The sequence below is a fragment of the Providencia sp. PROV024 genome (genome assembly GCF_032709665.1).
In the GTDB taxonomy this organism is placed as follows: domain Bacteria; phylum Pseudomonadota; class Gammaproteobacteria; order Enterobacterales; family Enterobacteriaceae; genus Providencia; species Providencia huashanensis.
Genome location: NZ_CP120545.1, coordinates 1,355,595 through 1,372,157 on the forward strand (window position 1 = coordinate 1,355,595; position 16,563 = coordinate 1,372,157).

Sequence of the window (16,563 nt, forward strand, 5' to 3'; positions counted from 1 at the left end):
GACGATTTACTCCATCATTTTTTCGATTGGCAGAACAAGAATTGAACTTGCGCCTAATGCTTTCAGTTTTTCCATGGTTTCCCAGAACAAAGTTTCGGAGCTAACCATGTGCATTGCTACACGGCTTTGTTCACCCGCTAGAGGTAAAATAGTTGGGCGCTCAGCACCAGGCAGTAGTGCAATAATTTCTTCCAGTGTTTCACTTGGCGCGTGTAACATGATGTATTTAGATTCACGAGCTTGGATAACGCCTTGAATTCGGGTCATCATGCGGTCAATGAGTTGCTGTTTATCTGCCGACATTTCACCATCGCGTTGGATTAAACAGGCTTTTGAACGGTAAATGACTTCCACTTCTTTCAGCCCGTTTGCCTCTAATGTCGCCCCTGTTGAGACTAAGTCACAAATCGCGTCTGATAGGCCTGCACGTGGTGCAACTTCAACTGAGCCATTAAGTAAGCATGATTTAAATTGAATGCCTTTTTGGTCGAAATAACGTTTTAATAAGTGCGGGTAAGAAGTTGCAACGCGGGAACCATTTAAGCATTCTGCACCGGTATAGTTGAAATCTAATGGTGCAGCAAGTGATAGGCGGCAGCCGCCAAAATCAAGGCGACGTAGTGTTTTATATTGAGGGTCTTCACCTTGAGCACGGCGATTTAATAGCTCTTCTTCCAGAACGTTTTCACCAATGATACCGAGGTCAACAACGCCATCCATAACCAGCCCTGGAATGTCATCATCGCGGACACGAAGTAAATCAATAGGCATATTTTCTGCATAAGCAATCAAACGTTGTTGTTGTAAATTAATTTTGATCCCACAGCGAGATAGTAATTCTCTTGATTCTTCACTCAGACGACCTGATTTTTGAATTGCAATACGTAAACGTGATTTATCCAACATAACCTTACCCCATATTCCTTTAATAAATTTTTGTTTTAAAATAAAAAAACCCTCGGAAGATTATCTTCCGAGGGTTTTCTCAATTCGCATTTCAGCCACCGGAAGATTCGTTGATCGTCTTCCAGCACACATCGCCCGAAAGACTAATCAGGATGATGGTGATGATGATGGTTGCGTGAAATACGATTCATAATGTCTTCCGTTCTCTAATTTACGTGAATGACTAAACATTCACTGTGCTAACTAAATACTCATTGGTATTCAACCTATCCGATTTCCCCCTATGAATGCAACCTTTTTTTAAAAAATAACCAATAATAATTAGTTGAGTAGGATTTATAGTGATAAATCCCTCAAAAAATGTATTCGGAAGTTTTAAGGTTTTCAGATAACCTAGAGTGAATTTCAGTGAATGAGTCAATGGAGGATCGATTGTATGAAAAAAGTGGCCATCGTTGGGCTAGGTTGGGTTGGGTTACCATTGGCTCAGGCTTTATTAGCAAAGGGTATTCAAGTTGTCGGAACTAAGACGACGCCTGATGGCATAGAGGCCGCCCGTGCTGTGGGTATAGAATGCTATGCATTAAAGCTAACCCCTGAAATTGAGTGTGACAGTGAAGATTTAACTCAGCTTATGGTGGAGAGCGATGCCTTGGTCATTTTGCTCCCGCCTTCAAAAGTGAATGTGGACCAATACGTTGAAGCGATTGAAACTTTAGTTAATTGTGCAGTCACTTTTCGAGTGCCAAAAGTGATTTTTACCTCTTCTACCTCGGTATATGGGGAGCAAGATGGTGAAATCACGGAAAAAGCGAATCTTAATGGGTCAACAACCTCAGCGACGGCACTCATAAGGGCTGAACGCTGGTTACACCAATTGCCGAACATTTCAGTGGATATTTTACGACTCGCCGGTTTAGTGGGAGAGAAACGCCATGCGGGCCGGTTTTTAGCGGGTAAAACAGGGGTTAAAGGGGCTAACCTACCGGTGAATATGGTGCATCAAGATGATGTTATCACGGCAATTTTACTATTGCTTCAGCAGCCTGATGGCGGCCATATTTTTAACTTGTGTGCACCAACGCACCCCACACGCGCGGAATTCTATACCAAGGCGGCTAAATCGATTGGCTTAGTACCACCTGAATTTATTGATGAAATAAATGAGTCAGGAGGTAAAGTAATTAATGGTAATAAGATTTGCCAAGAACTTGGGTTTGAATATCAATATCCAAACCCTGACTTGATGAATATGACGCTATAATCACTTAATTGGGATCATAACAATTTTTTTGAATGCAGGGCGTGTGGTTAATTGCTGATACCAACGCTCTAAATTTTTGAATTCAGGGCGGTCGGTAACGATTTCATGCCATGGATAAAATAGCGGTGCGATAGCAATATCAGCAATGCCAAATTTGTCGCCACTGAAGTAAGCTTGGTTTGCTAATGCATCGTCGGCAATTTGCAATAATTTATTAATGTTGCCATAAATTACCTTAGCGAGTTCTGGGTCCCTTTCTGCTTGTGGGACACGGACAATTTTGTTCATCATCTGCTTGATGTGTTCAAACAGATTAGCACTACTCCAATCCATCCATTTATCCGCTGCGGCTTTCTCTTGCAGGTCTTTAGCGATCAATAAGTGAGAGTGATCAAACTTTTCCGTAAGGTAACGTAAAATTGCATTTGATTCCCACAGTGCAAAGTCATCATCCTGTAGAGTTGGAATTGTACTGTTTGGATTCATTTTTTTATATTCAGGTGTATCTAACCCACCAAATGGGCCACCCACATCTTTTTGATTATAAGCGACATTTAATTCTTCTAAGCACCAAAGTACCTTTTTAACGTTGGAAGAGTTGACGCGTCCCCAGACAGTTAACATTGCAGCCTCCTAAATTGATTTTTTTGTCATCAGCCATGGTTAAGATAGATTAAATTCACTCGTAGGCAAATCTTTATTTCCTATAGGTGGTCTCAGTGAAAATAAAGTCTTATATTAGGCTTGGTTAGATTGAGTTATCGCATTTGATCACAGCGGTGGTTTCATCGTTTAGTGATGTTGAGCAAGATGATATTTATTTTAAATGTTTTATGAATAAGTGAAGGAATAACCGATGAGTAAAAAAATGTTGTCCCTAAAAACCCGACAAGTCGGGGTTGGGTTGAGTCTATTGATTGCCGTAAGTGGGAGTACGTATGCGGCTCAGACCCCGGTTGCTCCTCAAGTTGATGCAAAAGCATTCGTTCTAATGGATTATAAAAGTGGCAAAATCCTAGCGTCTGCAAACCCTGACGAGCGTTTAGACCCTGCAAGCTTGACTAAAATTATGACCAGTTATGTGGTAGGTCAGGCAGTTAAATCAGGGAAAATTACGCCGCAGGATATGGTAACAGTGGGGGAAGACGCATGGGCGACAGGAAACCCGGTATTAAAAGGCTCTTCACTCATGTTTTTGAAGCCGAAAGACCGTGTTTCAGTATTGGATTTAAACAAAGGAATTGTTATCCAGTCAGGGAATGATGCCAGTATCGCTTTAGCTGATTATGTTGCGGGGAGCCAGGATTCATTTGTCAGTTTAATGAACCATTATGTGCAACAAATAGGCTTAAAGAATACACACTTTAAAACAGTTCATGGCCTAGATTCTGAAGGGCAATTTAGTACAGCACGCGATATGGCTATTTTAACACAAGCGATGATCCGTGATGTCCCCGATGAATATGTATTGCATAAAGAGAAAGAATTTACCTTTAATAAAATTCGCCAACCTAACCGTAATCGTTTGTTGTGGAACCAAAATTTAAAAGTTGATGGCGTAAAAACAGGGCACACTAGTGGCGCAGGGCATAATTTAGTGGCATCAGCCACGGAAGGTGATATGCGCTTAATTTCTGTTGTGTTAGGGGCGCCAAGTGACCGAGTGCGTTTTTCAGAAAGTGAGAAGTTACTGACTTGGGGTTTTCGCTTTTTTGAAACGGTGACACCAATAAAAGCAGACACCACATTGAAGAAACAACGGGTTTGGTTTGGGGATACCTCGGAGGTTTCACTCGGTGTTGCTGATGATGTTTCTATCACAATCCCTAAAGGGCAGCTACAAAATTTAAAAGTAGATATTCAGCTTACAAATGATTCCCTTGAAGCACCTTTAGCGAAAAACCAAGCGGTAGGGACGATTAACTTTATTCTGAATGGTGAAGTCGTTGAGCAACATCCTTTAGTGGCAAAATCTGCTGTTGAGGAAGCCGGGTTCTTTGGTCGTATTTGGGACTATATCATGAAAACCATCAGCGGCTGGTGGAGTGCAATCTTTGGGTAAGTGATTATCTTTAGCTAAAACTAGCCCTAACCGCCCCACTATGGGGGATTAGGGCTAGATAGTGTATACAAGTATTTATTCGCAGTGTGCCAGTTTAATGGCTAGCCCGCCTTGGGAGGTTTCACGGTATTTTGCGTTAATGTCTTTGCCTGTTTCATACATCGTTTCAATAACTTTATCAAGGCAAACACGCGGGTCACTGACTCGTCGTAATGCCATACGCGCCGCATTAACTGCTTTCACCGACGCGATTGCATTTCGTTCAATACAAGGGACTTGAACTTGCCCGCCAACGGGGTCACAAGTTAACCCTAAATTATGTTCCATCGCAATTTCCGCGGCGATACACACTTGCTCAGGGCTACCGCCCATTAACTCTGCGAGACCTGCAGCCGCCATTGAACAAGCAACACCAACTTCCCCTTGGCAACCAACTTCAGCACCTGAAATCGATGCGTTCATTTTATATAGAGCACCGATAACCCCTGAGACTAAAAAATACCGAGTGTAGGAGTTCTCATTCACAGGGCGAATGAATTTATCATAATAGGCTAACACGGCGGGGACTATGCCACAGGCGCCGTTAGTTGGAGCTGTTACAACGCGGCCACCGGCAGCATTTTCTTCATTGACGGCAAGAGCAAACATGTTGATCCAATCAATGACCGCCATAGGGTCTGTGTTTGTGCTATCGGTTGTGACAAGTTGGCGGCGTAGTGCTGCGGCACGGCGAGGGACACGTAATGGACCGGGTAATAAACCCTCCGTTGTCACGCCGCGTTCAATACCGGCTTTCATTACATCCCAAACGGAGGATAAATAATGTTGAATTTCATCTTTACTGCGTAAAGCTAATTCATTTTGCATTACCAGTGCAGAAAGGGATAAACCTGTTTCCTTACAATGCTTTTGTAAATCTGCCGCATATTTAAACGGATAAGGGACTTGAACTGCATTTTCATTCTCTTGGCCGAAATGCTCTTCATCAACGATAAAGCCACCACCAATGGAATAGTAATTTTTAGTGTATAGAATTTCGTTACCTGCAAATGCCGTGATAGTCATTCCATTTTCATGGAGCGGCAAGTTGGTATGATGAAAGTTCATCCCACCTTCGGTCGGAAAATCGACCTCATGTTGCCCTTGGGCTAAAAGAAGTTTACCTGTGTGCTCGACATTACGCATAAACGCAGGAATAGCGTCAATATCAATAGTATCGGGTAAGTTACCCGCAAGCCCCATAATGATTGCTATATCTGTGGCGTGGCCTTTACCTGTCAGGGAAAGCGAGCCGTATACATCAACCGCAATACGTGTAGTGGTGGTAAGTAAGTTTTGTTGAATAAGGTCATCAACAAATTGTTTGCCCGCTTTCATTGGGCCGACAGTGTGGGAACTTGAAGGGCCGATGCCTATTTTGAAGATATCAAATACACTAATCATATTCAGTGCTTCCTTTTGTAGAAAGTCATTGAAATCAGGTCGCTATTTTCATAATAACGACCTGGTAGCTTCAATTAGAAGAATAACTTATATATTGCCGCAGAGATAGCGACTAGACCCATAATTACGATAAATACATTACTGATTTTATCGGCATATTTGCGCATTGCAGGCACTTTGTTGATGGCATACATTGGCATCAGGAACAATAAGATGGCGATAACAGGCCCACCGAGGCTTTCGATGATATCCAGTACGCCAGGGTTTAATGTTGCAACTATCCATGTAGTGACTAGCATGAAGATTGCGGTACCACGGTTTAGCTTACGAACATCAACGGTTTTACCCTTTGCACGATAAGCACGTTCAACTAGGCCATTGAAACCTTCACGAGCACCTAGATAGTGCCCTAGGAAAGATTTAATAATTGCGATGAATGCAATAATTGCAGCTGCGTATTTGATGAATGGTTGATCGAAGTAGCCAGATAAATAGTCAAGAATACTGATATTTTGTGCTTTCGCCTGTGCTAGGTCTGCTGAAGATAAAGTAAACACACAACTAATGACGAAGAACATGACAGTCAAAACCATCAAAACATGTGCAGAAGCAAGAATACGTGAACATTTTTTTTCCGCTGCATCGCCATATTCTTCGCGTTTTGCGACAGAGAAAGCCGAGATGATAGGAGAATGGTTAAATGCAAACACCATCACTGGGATTGTTAACCAAATAGTGATCCAAATACTTTGCCCACCTGTATTTTTAGTGGCTTCAGTGATGCCTTCAAAGGTTAATGTATTCAGTACATCCCCACTCCAATGAGGGATCATATACAAAGAAAAGGCAACTAATACAGCGATAAATGGGAAAACCAGCATACTCATGACTTTGACTATGTATTTTTCACCAAAAGCAACAATCGCCATTACACCACCAACAAGGATCAAGGCAAGTAACCAGCGAGGTGGCGCGCCAACACCTAATAATTCGGTTAGGAATTTATTCACGTTATTGGTGATAGATACACCATAAACCAGCAAAATAGGGTAGATCGCGAAGAAATAAAGTAGGGTGATCCAGTTGCCTGCTGTACGACCAAAGTGTTCTTCTACAACACCAGTAATATCTGTGTCAGGTTTCGAACCAGAAAGAACGAACCGAGTTAAACCGCGATGAGCAAAGAACGTCATAGGGAAGGCTAAAACTAGCATCAATAAAACAGGTAATAAGCCGCTCATACCTGCGTTGATTGGCAAAAACAGTACTCCAGCACCGATAGCTGTACCATATAAACCCAGCATCCATACTGTGTCAGTTTTGCGCCAAGCATTGCTGTTTACTGTTTGCGAGGCTGTTTTGTCGATGGAACCAACTTTTGTTGCATCCATAATAGTCTCCGAAAATAAAAGTCAAAAAAATCATTTAAGCGTAACGTTCAAATGCGTTACGACGTTTTAATCTTTTGGTACGAACAATTACTAAATAACAATCGTTTTCTTTTACGTAACAATCTGATTAGAAATAAAACTAAAAGTAATACTAATTTTATCTTCAATCAGTTTTGTAAATTTATCAGTAAATTTTAAAAATGGTTTTTGAGTGTGTGAATCTATAGTTTAACAGAATAAAGTACCGTGATCATTCTCTCAAAAGAGAAATATCCACCAAGTTTGCAAGGAATCATTATATTTTATAAAATTGTTAATAAAATTTGCGTTAGGTTTATTTTTTAAAACGTTTATATATTGATTTAATGAATTCTAAATAAGCTAAATACAAACAGAATTAAATTCTGCTGGAAAAACATTATTATATTAATAATCAGCATTAAACTGATTGAAATATAATCCACGCTAATCTAAGTATGAAGTTTTACTCTAATGCTAGGGCAATAAATTAGACTTTTGTCTTATGTAATGTGTTGTTATTTAAAATTATATTTTTATTTCTTGGAATGGTTTAGTGAGTGATTAACCAGAGGGTAATTTGTTGGGAGTAAAATCATATATTAATTATTTATAGATATTTTCATGTCATTTTTTGTGACTTTTTTTGCGTCGAAAAAAATAATTAAAAAGCGTAACAAAATATTTGTTAATTAATTGTTTTAATAATTATGTTTAATACTTAAAAATAATTTTAAAGAAGAGGAAGAAAATAAGCAGAAACTTTGATTTAGCTCAATTTCTAAAATGAATAAAAGTACTGGTATTAATTAACACCAGTACTTTTTAATGACTATGGTTGGAACCAACCTTTGCGAATAAGAGAACCAAAAATTAAACTATAAAGCCGGGTTATAGGTTCTTGGATTTTATTTGCACCAATAGACCAGATAACCTGTGCGATTCCACAGGCAACAATTGCTAATATAAAGGCACCTGCCATATCTAAAGGCCAATGGACACCTAGGTAAATGCGTGACCACGCAATCACGATAGCCGGTATCATCATCACTAACCCCACCCAAGTTCTTAGCCAGAAAAGGAAGGCAAAGGCGAAAGTAAAGACAATGGTGCCATGGTTGCTTGGAAATGATGGTGTGGCTTCATGATCTGAGAAGTTTGTTCCAATTCCCATGACAAATGGGCGATCGTGTGGGGCAATATAGCCAATTAACCAAGAAATGGCTAAACCTACAACAATAGCAATCGCTGCTTTGCATGCAAAAGCACGTTGGCGGGTCATATTTGGCTGGGCACCCCAGAACCAACAGGCAACAGTAAAAAGTGGAAAAATAAGGATTAAGCGCTTGGCAATAACATTGGCTAGCGCAATGGTTCCACTCGCGGTCTCTGGTGTGGCATTGATCAAATTGAAAAGATCAAGATTCAGTTGTTCCAGCACAGTTCAGTACCTCGGACAGTTAGTAAATAAGACAGAGCAAACATGTAAGAGGGAAAGATTAAAGTTTCCGACTTAGCAGGTAAAGTCCCTTTGTCTTATTATTGAAAGCGTTGTGCGACAAATTTACTTGCGGTTAAACAATTACTCAATGATTATTTAACGCGGTAAAGTGTTTTCGCGTCGTTGAGGAAGGGGAAAAATCGTGTGGTGGCAAAAAGAAATACAGCTCAATGCAAAACAAAGGGGATTCCATTTAGTCACAGAGGAGATCCTTCAGCAATTGCCTGAACTAAGTTTAATCGATATTGGTTTAGTGAATATTTTTATTCAGCATACATCTGCCTCTTTGACAGTCAATGAGAATGCAGATTATACCGTTAGAGAAGATTTTGAGCGTTTCTTTAATAAAGCAGTGCCGGAAAATGAACCTTATTTTAAGCATACTTATGAAGGAAGTGATGATATGCCTGCGCACCTTAAAAGTAGTTTATTAGGAGCTAGTTTGACTATCCCTGTGACAAAAGGGCGCTTAAATCTTGGAACATGGCAGGGGATCTACTTGTGTGAACATCGTAATTACGGCGGGAAACGCAGGTTAATTATTACATTACAAGGGGAACTTGCTGATTAGAAACAAAAAACCCGATAGCATGAAAACATAGAGTTGGCTATCGGGCTCCTCAATATGGGGACATCAAAGAAAAGCAGTGGCATAAATTAAGACCCCATCTAAAAAAGAAAGTTCTCAGGCAGATGAAAAAAAATGCACTTTTTTATGAAATTTAAATGAAATAGCACAAAAAGAACAAGCAAAGTGTGAGTACTTGTCAATAAGTGAACCACTTTGCTTGTTGAGTAGAGAAATCTGAGGGGCTAATTATTTGTATAGATCCAAATTTTCTTTTGCATAAGCTTCAAAATCAGTGCAACCGCCGATATGAGTTTCATCAATAAAAATTTGTGGCACAGTTTCAACAGGTTTACCGACAGTTTTAGACAGATCTTCTTTAGAAATGCCTTCAGCTTGGATATCGACATAACGGTAGTCAAAATCGTCACGTTCATTTTTCAGTTTTTCAGCAAGTTCTTTCGCACGAACACAATAGGGGCAGCCAGGGCGACCAAAAATAACAGTATACATAGTATCTCCTTTTATCTTGAACTCGAATTTTAATCGCAATATTCAATACTATGCCTACATAAATTGTGAAATAAAAGTCGAATTTTCCTGTTATACCTATAGGTATGACATATAATCGAGAGAGTATGATAGCGATGTAACAGTGGAAAGGTAACTATAATGAGTAACAAACCGGAATCTAAAGGGACTATGCGCTCATTAGCGGATATGCCCAAACCTATTTTGGTATTAGAAGGTGTGGGAATTATACTCCTGATAATCGTTTTACTGACATTAAATGATTATATGACATTACCTGAACCTTTAATGCAGCAAGGGGTAATAATTGCGATTATTATGGTTGGGATTGGCTGTTTAGTTCCTGCTGTCATTCATATTATTTGGCGCGCTATCCATAGTTTAAGTTTTTTAGGGATTGATAATAAACAATCGACCAAAAAGCACAGCCAAAAACCAGAATCTTTTGATGATAAACACGATGAATAGCCATAAAAAACGTGGTTTCGCTAGCGTTTCGGCTTACAATGTGTGAAAATTATTCGCTTTTCTGTTAGAGGTGAAATCAAGGCTCTAACAAACCGATATTGCATGATTATTTTGAGTTGAAGAAGGTTTATTGCCCATGGATTCTATTTGTTACCCTGACATCACAAAGTTACGTGAATGGCTAGACCAACTCAAAACCTCTTATTTCGAGTGTGATTCCTGCGCAGCATTGCATTTACCTCATATGCAAAACATAGAGGGTATTTTTGATGCGAAGCTCGATATTTTAAATAATGTTTTGGTACTGTCTGCATTAGCCGAGTTGAAACCAACGGCTATTGTGACGCTTGTGGCGAATATCAGCCAAATCAATGCCAGTTCATTAACAGCTAAAGTTTTTCTTGAAATTAACGATGAAAACTTACCTAAACTTGTTGTGAGTCAATCATTTTCCTTAGAAGCAGGAATGACTTACCGACAGTTTTGCCTTTTTGTGCAGCAAGCAGAAGACCAAATTTCTGCTATTGTTTATGAAATCTTTAGTAATAATCTCTTGTATGCCAATCAAGGTGATTTTAGTGAGGATGACGGCTCTGCTGAAGATGAGTCGGAGTTTTCTCCTGATGATGATAAACCTTCCATAATCCTTCACTAACTTTTTGTTATGCATTGTGAAAAATACCTCACGGGCGCATGTTGCTCGTGTCAATGGTTAGAACTGACACCAGAACAACAAATTGCTGCAAAGCAGGGGCAACTACAGGCGTTATTACCAGAAATTGAGGCTATTAAGTTTCAACCCCCCGTCACTGGCTTACAAGTCGCTTTTCGTAATAAAGCGAAAATGGTGGTTAGTGGGAGTGTTGAAAGGCCAATTTTCGGGATTATCGGAGAAAATGGGGTCGGTGTCGACCTAACGGATTGCCCATTATACCCCGCCTCATTTTCAGATATCTTTAGTGTGCTTTCCCCCTTTATCGCTCGAGCAGGGCTCACGCCGTACAACATTGAACGCAAACGTGGGGAACTGAAATATCTTTTGTTAACACAAAGCCGACACACGGGTAGGTTTATGCTGCGCTTTGTGCTGCGTTCAGAGAAAAAACTGGTTCAGCTCAAAAATGCATTGCCTTGGTTACAAGAGCAATTACCACAACTTGAGGTGATTACGGCAAATATTCAGCCCGTACATATGGCAATACTCGAAGGCGAGGAAGAGATTTTCTTAACCCCGCAACACACATTGCGTGAGGAGTTTAATCAAGTTCCTTTGTTTATTCGACCACAAGGTTTTTTCCAAACTAATCCTGTTGTTGCAGCTAAGCTATACCAAACCGCGAGAGAGTGGGTAAAAGCATTAAATATTCATAGCTTGTGGGATTTGTTTTGTGGGGTTGGGGGTTTTGGGTTGCACTGCGCTGAAAAAGAGACCCGCTTAACTGGCATTGAAATCAGTGCTCCAGCAATTGCCAGTGCTCAACAATCAGCGAATGAACTAGGGCTACAATATGTTGAATTTAAAGCCCTCGACTCTACGCGTTTCGCTACCGCTAATCAGGATATTCCGCAGCTTATTTTAGTCAATCCACCACGTAGAGGAATAGGTAAAGCACTGTGTGATTACCTTTCTCATATGCAACCTGAATATATTCTCTATTCAAGCTGTAATGCAAAAACAATGGCACAAGATTTGAAGTGGTTGTCTGGCTATCAAGTTTGTAAGGTACAACTGTTTGATTTATTTCCACACACTGCACATTTTGAAGTATTAACATTATTAAAAATAAAATAAGACTTAAGTTGATAATATGCGTACATATTTGAGCTAAGGTTTCATTATCAATATGAATGGAAGAACGATAGAATAAAAAAGCTTGGTGGGCACCCAAGCTTTTTATATAACCAATTGAATTATAATTTGTTAATTGCGGTGTTCGAAGGCTAGAGCCTTACGCTCGATTAAACGCATTAGCACTGTTAAAATTGCATTGACCACTAAATAAATAATCCCCGCAGCAACAAACGCCATGACATTCCAGCTTTGCCCAAAGATCAATTGGCTGTAGCCCATGACATCTAGCATTGTAATCGTACTGGCAAGTGAAGTACTTTTGAAAATCAGAACGACTTCGTTGGAATAGGACGATAACGAACGTTTAAAGGCATAAGGCAAAATAATACGCATGGTTTGCATTTTACTCATCCCGAGGGCTTGGCACGACTGCCATTGGCCTGATGGAATGGCTTTAACTGCACCATGGAATAACAAAGTGGAATACGCTGCACTGTTTAGTGCTAATGCGAGCATCGCACATACCCATGGGGTCGAGATAAACTCCCAGAGCATTGGATAATCCTGCAACGATTTAAACTGGCTTGGACCATTATATATTAAGAAAAACTGTACCAATAAAGGCGTGCCAGTAAATAGCGTGATATAGACTTTAACCGCTTGAGAAACCACGGGGGTCTTAAGCGAGAGAATTAAAGTAAATAATATCGCTAAAAGAAAAGCCACAATAAGAGCACTAAACGTCAGTGATAAGCTGGTTGGTAGCCCCGGAAGAATATCTAAAATTAAATCAATCATTTTGATTCACCTCGCTCAAAGCGAGTGGTACGCAATTCAATACGTTTTAAGATAACTTGACTGACTAACGTAATAGCAAGGTAAATCAACCCTACAATGGCGTACCATGTGAAAGGTTCGTGAGTTCTATTAACGATTGTTTTTGTTTGTAGCATTAAATCATTAACACTGATGAGTGAAACTAACGCAGTATCTTTTAATAATACAAGCCATTGGTTACCTAATCCAGGAAGTGCATGGCGCCACATTTGCGGCATAATGAACCGAAAGAAAATAGTGCGTTTGTTTAAACCTAATGCAAAACCGGCTTCCCACTGACCATAAGGTACTGCTTTTAAAGCTCCTCTCAATGTTTGTGATGCATAAGACGCATATAACAAGGCGAGGGCAATGACACCGCAGACAAATGGGGTGTAATCAAATTCACCGCTATCAGCAAAGAAAATGCTAGGGTCAATTTGAATAGTGGTTTGCCAAAAACCGAGGTTTATATCGAACCCATCACCAAGCAAATTGATCAGTTGTAATGTACCAAAGTAGACAAACAACACGACCAGTAATTCAGGTAGACCACGGATCAAAGTAACCCAGCAAGTCCCTAAAAAGGCAATAGGTTTAAAACGGACGGACTCCCACGCAGTAAATAACATGGCGAGGATCAGCCCTAAAACCAGTGCAGAAACAGCAAGGCCGACGGTGATACCGGCGGCACTTGTTAAAAATAGAAAGTTGCTCATTAATTATATCAATTACTGTTGAAACCATTTTTTGTGGATAGCATCATAAGTGCCGTCTGCTTTAACTTCAGCTAAGGCTTTATTCATTTTATCCAGTAGCTCTTTATTTCCTTTACGAACAGCAATACCTAGACCAATACCGAAGTATTGTGGATCAGTGACTTTTTCGCCAACAGCCGTTAGGTTTTCATTACCTTTCGCTTTTAACCACTCATCAGCAACAGCGGTGTCACCAAAGACAGCATCAATACGGCCATTTTGTAAATCTAAAATGGCAGATTGATAGTTATCATAAGGAACGGTTGTCATCCCTTTATGTTGTTCCATGATGTATTTCTGGTGAGTTGTCCCATTTTGCACACCGATTTTTTTGTCTTTTAGTTGATCAACCGAAGAGATTTTCTCTTTTACTGCGATAAACTCAGCAGAGTTAGGGTAGTAGGTTTCAGTAAAATCGACCTGTTGTTGGCGCTCAGGGGTAATATCGATACCAGCCATCAATGCTTCGAAACGACGGAATTTCAAGCTAGGGATTAAACTATCAAATGATTGGTGAGTAAATGTGCAAGTTGCGTTCATTTTTTCGCACATTGCATTGGCTAAATCCACATCAAAACCCACAATTTGGTTATTTTTATCAAACATTTCAAACGGTGCATAAGTTGCTTCCGTTGCAAAACGAATGGTTTCTTTTTCTGCAGCAGTTGCTGATAGGGTTACTGCGCCTAGTAGCGCGGCTAATATAATTTTTTTCATTGCTTAATCCTATATCTATTAATGTGACAGATAATTTGCAAATGCTTCAGTTTGAGGCGCCGCAAAATGGCTGGCGTCTCCTTGTTCTACAATATGACCGTTTTCCATGTACACTACACGGCTAGCGGTTTTACGTGCAATTTCTACTTCATGAGTCACGATAACTTGTGTAATGCCTGTTGCTGATAATTCGCGGATAATATCGACAACCTGTGCGGTTATTTCAGGGTCAAGCGCAGCCGTTGGTTCATCAAACAACAGAACCTTAGGCTCCATCATAAGCGCCCTTGCAATTGCAACACGTTGTTGTTGACCACCAGATAAATGTAAAGGATAGCGGTCAGCAAATTGAGATAAACGTAGGCGTTCTAACAGCTTAGCCGCTTTACTTTGTGCTTCTTGTTTCGATAACTTTAATACACGGCAAGGGGCTTCAATTAGGTTATCCATCACATTCAAGTGAGGCCACAGGTTATATTGTTGGAATACCATGCCGACATTTTGACGCAATTCACGGATAGATTTCGCATCGGGTACCGATGAAAAGTCAAATTGCTGACCGACAATATTTAAATGGCCAGAACGTGGCATTTCCAATAAATTGAGAACACGCAGTAAAGAGCTTTTACCAGCTCCACTTGGCCCGAGTAATACCATGGTCTCACCTGCAGAACACTCTAGATTGATATCAAAGAGAGCCTGATGGGAACCATAGAAACAGTTGATGTTTTTTAATTGAATGCTCATGCTTACCAATAATATCTTTTTTCACTACCTGCGATATTAATCCCATGAGCATATTTATGCAATAATTTATGCATAAAAATTTGGTTTTTACGCTAAAATTATTCTGTTTTCTCAGTTGGATGCTCTATCGGCTGTTGCTTAGCGAGTTGTTTATCCCGTTCAAAAGCCAGTTCACTAATTCGCTTCGCCATACCTTTAAAAATAAATAAGTGTGCTGGCATCATGGCAAACCAATAAAGCAGACCACAGAAGCCAGCTGGGTGCCACCAAGCTCTAACATCAATTGAGCGGCGGTTACCGCTATCATGAATAGTAAATGTCAGCCGCCCAAGGCCCGGTGCCTTCATACCAAATAGCAAACTAAGTTGTTTATTAGGTTCAAGGTTTATGACACGCCAACCATCTATTTCATCGCCAAGTTGCAGCTCTTCGCGATTGGGGCGCCCATATTTAATTTTATTCAACATCATATCATCCATGATGGCGCGGGTTTTCCAAAGGCCGTTGGCATAAAAATAACCATCTTTGCCACCAATTTGTTGAACGACATGCCAAAGAGATTCGCTGCTAGCGATGGTACCAAGCGTTGCACCTGCTTGTTTTGGATAAAAACCATAGCCCGGTCGCCAACGCTTGCGAACTTCAGGGTCGTATCCCCAATCTGCATTATCGACGGCATCCGCTTCTTCCGCTAAGGTTGCTCTGACTGCGTCATCGAAAGAAATTAAGGTTTGAGGGATCAACTCGCGTAGTGCTTTATCATCAGCAGGAAGGTCATGTTGTAAGCCTTGGATTAGCTCCTTAGCAATTGAAGGCGGTACTGAGGTGATAAGGCTAATAAAATGCACCGAAATCATACTAATTGGAATTGGGATAGGGATCAGCAAACGGCGTTTACCGCTGACTTTGATAAATCTTTTGAATAGCTCTTGGTAGCTTATATATTCAGGGCCGCCTGCATCGAAAATTCGGCTTTCTGTTACCGGCGTTTTTGCCAGTTGTGTTAAATAATATAGAATATTGGATAGGGCGATTGGAGATGATTTTGAACGCACCCAGCGTGGTGGGGTTAAAATAGCCAAGTTATAAACCATATCCCGCATAATTTCGAAGGCTGCTGAACCTGGCCCAACAATAATAGAAGAACGGATTTCAGTCACAGGGATATGACTTTCACGCAAGATATCGCCGGTTAAACGCCTTGCGATAAGGTGTGGTGAATAGGTATGGCCGTGCTGCAATGCGCTAAGATAGATAATATGCTTAACATTAGAGCCTTCAAGAGCCTGTTGTACATTACGTGCTGCTGCGCGTTCCCGCTCAACCAGATTAGCTTGGTCTGCCATGCTGTGTACTAGGAAATAAACAATGTCGATATCTTCCATGACCCCTTTTAAAGTTTCGGGGTCGTGAAGGTCAACATAAATGCATTGGGTATCATGCCAACCTTGAGATAGCATCCAATCAACACGACGAGCCCCAGCAATAACGTCATATCCTTGTTCAATCAGCTGGGGAATTAGGTTTTGCCCAATATAGCCGCTAGCGCCCAACACTAAAACACGTTGTTTATCTGTCATG

At 40.5% G+C, this 16,563-nt stretch carries 17 protein-coding genes and 1 other annotated feature; of the genes, 6 read left to right on the forward strand and 11 right to left on the reverse strand.

Translation table 11 applies throughout. The features are described 5' to 3' along the window. Positions 1-6: 6 nt before the first annotated feature. Complete coding sequence (gene hisG / locus P3L56_RS06180; protein ID WP_042846642.1) at positions 7-906, reverse strand: ATP phosphoribosyltransferase; 900 nt, start codon at positions 904-906, stop codon at positions 7-9. Between the two features lie 40 nt (positions 907-946). Next, positions 947-1,074: a sequence feature (His leader region), on the reverse strand. Positions 1,075-1,342: 268 nt separating this feature from the next. Between hisG and P3L56_RS06185 the strand changes: the two genes are divergently transcribed. Then, positions 1,343-2,170 (forward strand): SDR family oxidoreductase, encoded by an 828-nt coding sequence (locus P3L56_RS06185; RefSeq protein WP_166685342.1) that lies wholly within the window; start codon positions 1,343-1,345, stop codon positions 2,168-2,170. On the opposite strand, the gene P3L56_RS06190 is transcribed toward P3L56_RS06185, so the two are convergent. Beyond that, a complete protein-coding gene (locus P3L56_RS06190) occupies positions 2,171-2,794 on the reverse strand; it encodes a glutathione S-transferase family protein (protein ID WP_042846539.1) in 624 nt (207 codons plus the stop codon). Positions 2,795-3,026: 232 nt separating this feature from the next. On the opposite strand from P3L56_RS06190, the gene P3L56_RS06195 reads away from it, so the two are divergent. Next, positions 3,027-4,232 (forward strand): serine hydrolase, encoded by a 1,206-nt coding sequence (locus tag P3L56_RS06195; RefSeq protein ID WP_042846538.1) that lies wholly within the window; start codon positions 3,027-3,029, stop codon positions 4,230-4,232. Between the two features lie 75 nt (positions 4,233-4,307). On the opposite strand, the gene P3L56_RS06200 is transcribed toward P3L56_RS06195, so the two are convergent. From P3L56_RS06200 to ybjG, 3 genes are all read right to left on the reverse strand, one after another. Further along, the gene (locus P3L56_RS06200; protein WP_272686154.1) at positions 4,308-5,675 is read right to left on the reverse strand and encodes an L-serine ammonia-lyase; all 1,368 of its coding nucleotides are present in this window, start codon (positions 5,673-5,675) and stop codon (positions 4,308-4,310) included. A 74-nt stretch (positions 5,676-5,749) separates the two neighbouring features. Beyond that, positions 5,750-7,066, reverse strand: a complete 1,317-nt coding sequence (locus P3L56_RS06205) for a serine/threonine transporter (RefSeq protein ID WP_042846536.1) — start codon at positions 7,064-7,066, stop codon at positions 5,750-5,752. Positions 7,067-7,916: 850 nt separating this feature from the next. Beyond that, positions 7,917-8,525, reverse strand: a complete 609-nt coding sequence (gene ybjG / locus P3L56_RS06210; protein ID WP_042846534.1) for an undecaprenyl-diphosphate phosphatase — start codon at positions 8,523-8,525, stop codon at positions 7,917-7,919. A gap of 202 nt (positions 8,526-8,727) precedes the next feature. On the opposite strand from ybjG, the gene P3L56_RS06215 reads away from it, so the two are divergent. Next, positions 8,728-9,156 (forward strand): secondary thiamine-phosphate synthase enzyme YjbQ, encoded by a 429-nt coding sequence (locus P3L56_RS06215; protein ID WP_048606528.1) that lies wholly within the window; start codon positions 8,728-8,730, stop codon positions 9,154-9,156. Between the two features lie 246 nt (positions 9,157-9,402). Here P3L56_RS06215 and P3L56_RS06220 read toward each other — a convergent pair whose 3' ends face one another. Further along, positions 9,403-9,666 carry a GrxA family glutaredoxin gene (locus P3L56_RS06220; RefSeq protein ID WP_042846532.1) on the reverse strand — a complete coding sequence of 88 codons (264 nt, stop codon included), beginning with the start codon at positions 9,664-9,666 and terminating at the stop codon, positions 9,403-9,405. Positions 9,667-9,825: 159 nt separating this feature from the next. Between P3L56_RS06220 and P3L56_RS06225 the strand changes: the two genes are divergently transcribed. The 3 genes from P3L56_RS06225 (at position 9,826) to rlmC (ending at position 11,944) form a co-directional block, all read left to right on the forward strand. Next, complete coding sequence (locus P3L56_RS06225; protein ID WP_042846531.1) at positions 9,826-10,152, forward strand: YbjC family protein; 327 nt, start codon at positions 9,826-9,828, stop codon at positions 10,150-10,152. A gap of 136 nt (positions 10,153-10,288) precedes the next feature. Next, a complete protein-coding gene (locus P3L56_RS06230) occupies positions 10,289-10,807 on the forward strand; it encodes a YbjN domain-containing protein (protein ID WP_042846530.1) in 519 nt (172 codons plus the stop codon). A gap of 9 nt (positions 10,808-10,816) precedes the next feature. After that, a complete protein-coding gene (gene rlmC / locus P3L56_RS06235; RefSeq protein ID WP_198861196.1) occupies positions 10,817-11,944 on the forward strand; it encodes a 23S rRNA (uracil(747)-C(5))-methyltransferase RlmC in 1,128 nt (375 codons plus the stop codon). Positions 11,945-12,073: 129 nt separating this feature from the next. On the opposite strand, the gene artM is transcribed toward rlmC, so the two are convergent. The 5 genes from artM to P3L56_RS06260 all read right to left on the reverse strand — a co-directional run bounded on the left by artM (position 12,074) and on the right by P3L56_RS06260 (position 16,562). After that, positions 12,074-12,742, reverse strand: coding sequence for an arginine ABC transporter permease ArtM (artM, locus tag P3L56_RS06240; protein WP_131680514.1), 669 nt, complete (start codon positions 12,740-12,742; stop codon positions 12,074-12,076). Further along, entirely contained in the window at positions 12,739-13,479 is a 741-nt protein-coding gene (gene artQ, locus P3L56_RS06245; protein ID WP_042846526.1) for an arginine ABC transporter permease ArtQ, read from the reverse strand. Before artQ ends, artM begins: the two co-directional genes overlap by 4 nt. A 12-nt stretch (positions 13,480-13,491) precedes the next feature. Next, positions 13,492-14,235, reverse strand: coding sequence for an arginine ABC transporter substrate-binding protein (gene artJ, locus P3L56_RS06250; protein ID WP_042846525.1), 744 nt, complete (start codon positions 14,233-14,235; stop codon positions 13,492-13,494). Between the two features lie 18 nt (positions 14,236-14,253). Further along, positions 14,254-14,982 carry an arginine ABC transporter ATP-binding protein ArtP gene (gene artP, locus P3L56_RS06255; RefSeq protein WP_042846524.1) on the reverse strand — a complete coding sequence of 243 codons (729 nt, stop codon included), beginning with the start codon at positions 14,980-14,982 and terminating at the stop codon, positions 14,254-14,256. A 98-nt stretch (positions 14,983-15,080) separates the two neighbouring features. Further along, positions 15,081-16,562 carry a DUF2867 domain-containing protein gene (locus P3L56_RS06260; protein WP_042846523.1) on the reverse strand — a complete coding sequence of 494 codons (1,482 nt, stop codon included), beginning with the start codon at positions 16,560-16,562 and terminating at the stop codon, positions 15,081-15,083. Position 16,563 lies beyond the last annotated feature (1 nt).

Excerpts from the sequence above, each read along its gene's own strand:
- P3L56_RS06260 (WP_042846523.1), bottom strand. The coding sequence starts at position 16,562 with ATGACAGATAAACAACGTGTTTTAGTGTTGGGCGCTAGCGGCTATATT.
- P3L56_RS06225 (WP_042846531.1), top strand. The coding sequence starts at position 9,826 with ATGAGTAACAAACCGGAATCTAAAGGGACTATGCGCTCATTAGCGGAT.
- P3L56_RS06200 (WP_272686154.1), bottom strand. The coding sequence starts at position 5,675 with ATGATTAGTGTATTTGATATCTTCAAAATAGGCATCGGCCCTTCAAGT.
- P3L56_RS06195 (WP_042846538.1), top strand. The coding sequence starts at position 3,027 with ATGAGTAAAAAAATGTTGTCCCTAAAAACCCGACAAGTCGGGGTTGGG.
- rlmC (WP_198861196.1), top strand. The coding sequence starts at position 10,817 with ATGCATTGTGAAAAATACCTCACGGGCGCATGTTGCTCGTGTCAATGG.
- P3L56_RS06220 (WP_042846532.1), bottom strand. The coding sequence starts at position 9,666 with ATGTATACTGTTATTTTTGGTCGCCCTGGCTGCCCCTATTGTGTTCGT.
- P3L56_RS06230 (WP_042846530.1), top strand. The coding sequence starts at position 10,289 with ATGGATTCTATTTGTTACCCTGACATCACAAAGTTACGTGAATGGCTA.
- P3L56_RS06205 (WP_042846536.1), bottom strand. The coding sequence starts at position 7,066 with ATGGATGCAACAAAAGTTGGTTCCATCGACAAAACAGCCTCGCAAACA.
- hisG (WP_042846642.1), bottom strand. The coding sequence starts at position 906 with ATGTTGGATAAATCACGTTTACGTATTGCAATTCAAAAATCAGGTCGT.
- artP (WP_042846524.1), bottom strand. The coding sequence starts at position 14,982 with ATGAGCATTCAATTAAAAAACATCAACTGTTTCTATGGTTCCCATCAG.
- P3L56_RS06190 (WP_042846539.1), bottom strand. The coding sequence starts at position 2,794 with ATGTTAACTGTCTGGGGACGCGTCAACTCTTCCAACGTTAAAAAGGTA.
- artJ (WP_042846525.1), bottom strand. The coding sequence starts at position 14,235 with ATGAAAAAAATTATATTAGCCGCGCTACTAGGCGCAGTAACCCTATCA.
- P3L56_RS06185 (WP_166685342.1), top strand. The coding sequence starts at position 1,343 with ATGAAAAAAGTGGCCATCGTTGGGCTAGGTTGGGTTGGGTTACCATTG.
- artQ (WP_042846526.1), bottom strand. The coding sequence starts at position 13,479 with ATGAGCAACTTTCTATTTTTAACAAGTGCCGCCGGTATCACCGTCGGC.
- artM (WP_131680514.1), bottom strand. The coding sequence starts at position 12,742 with ATGATTGATTTAATTTTAGATATTCTTCCGGGGCTACCAACCAGCTTA.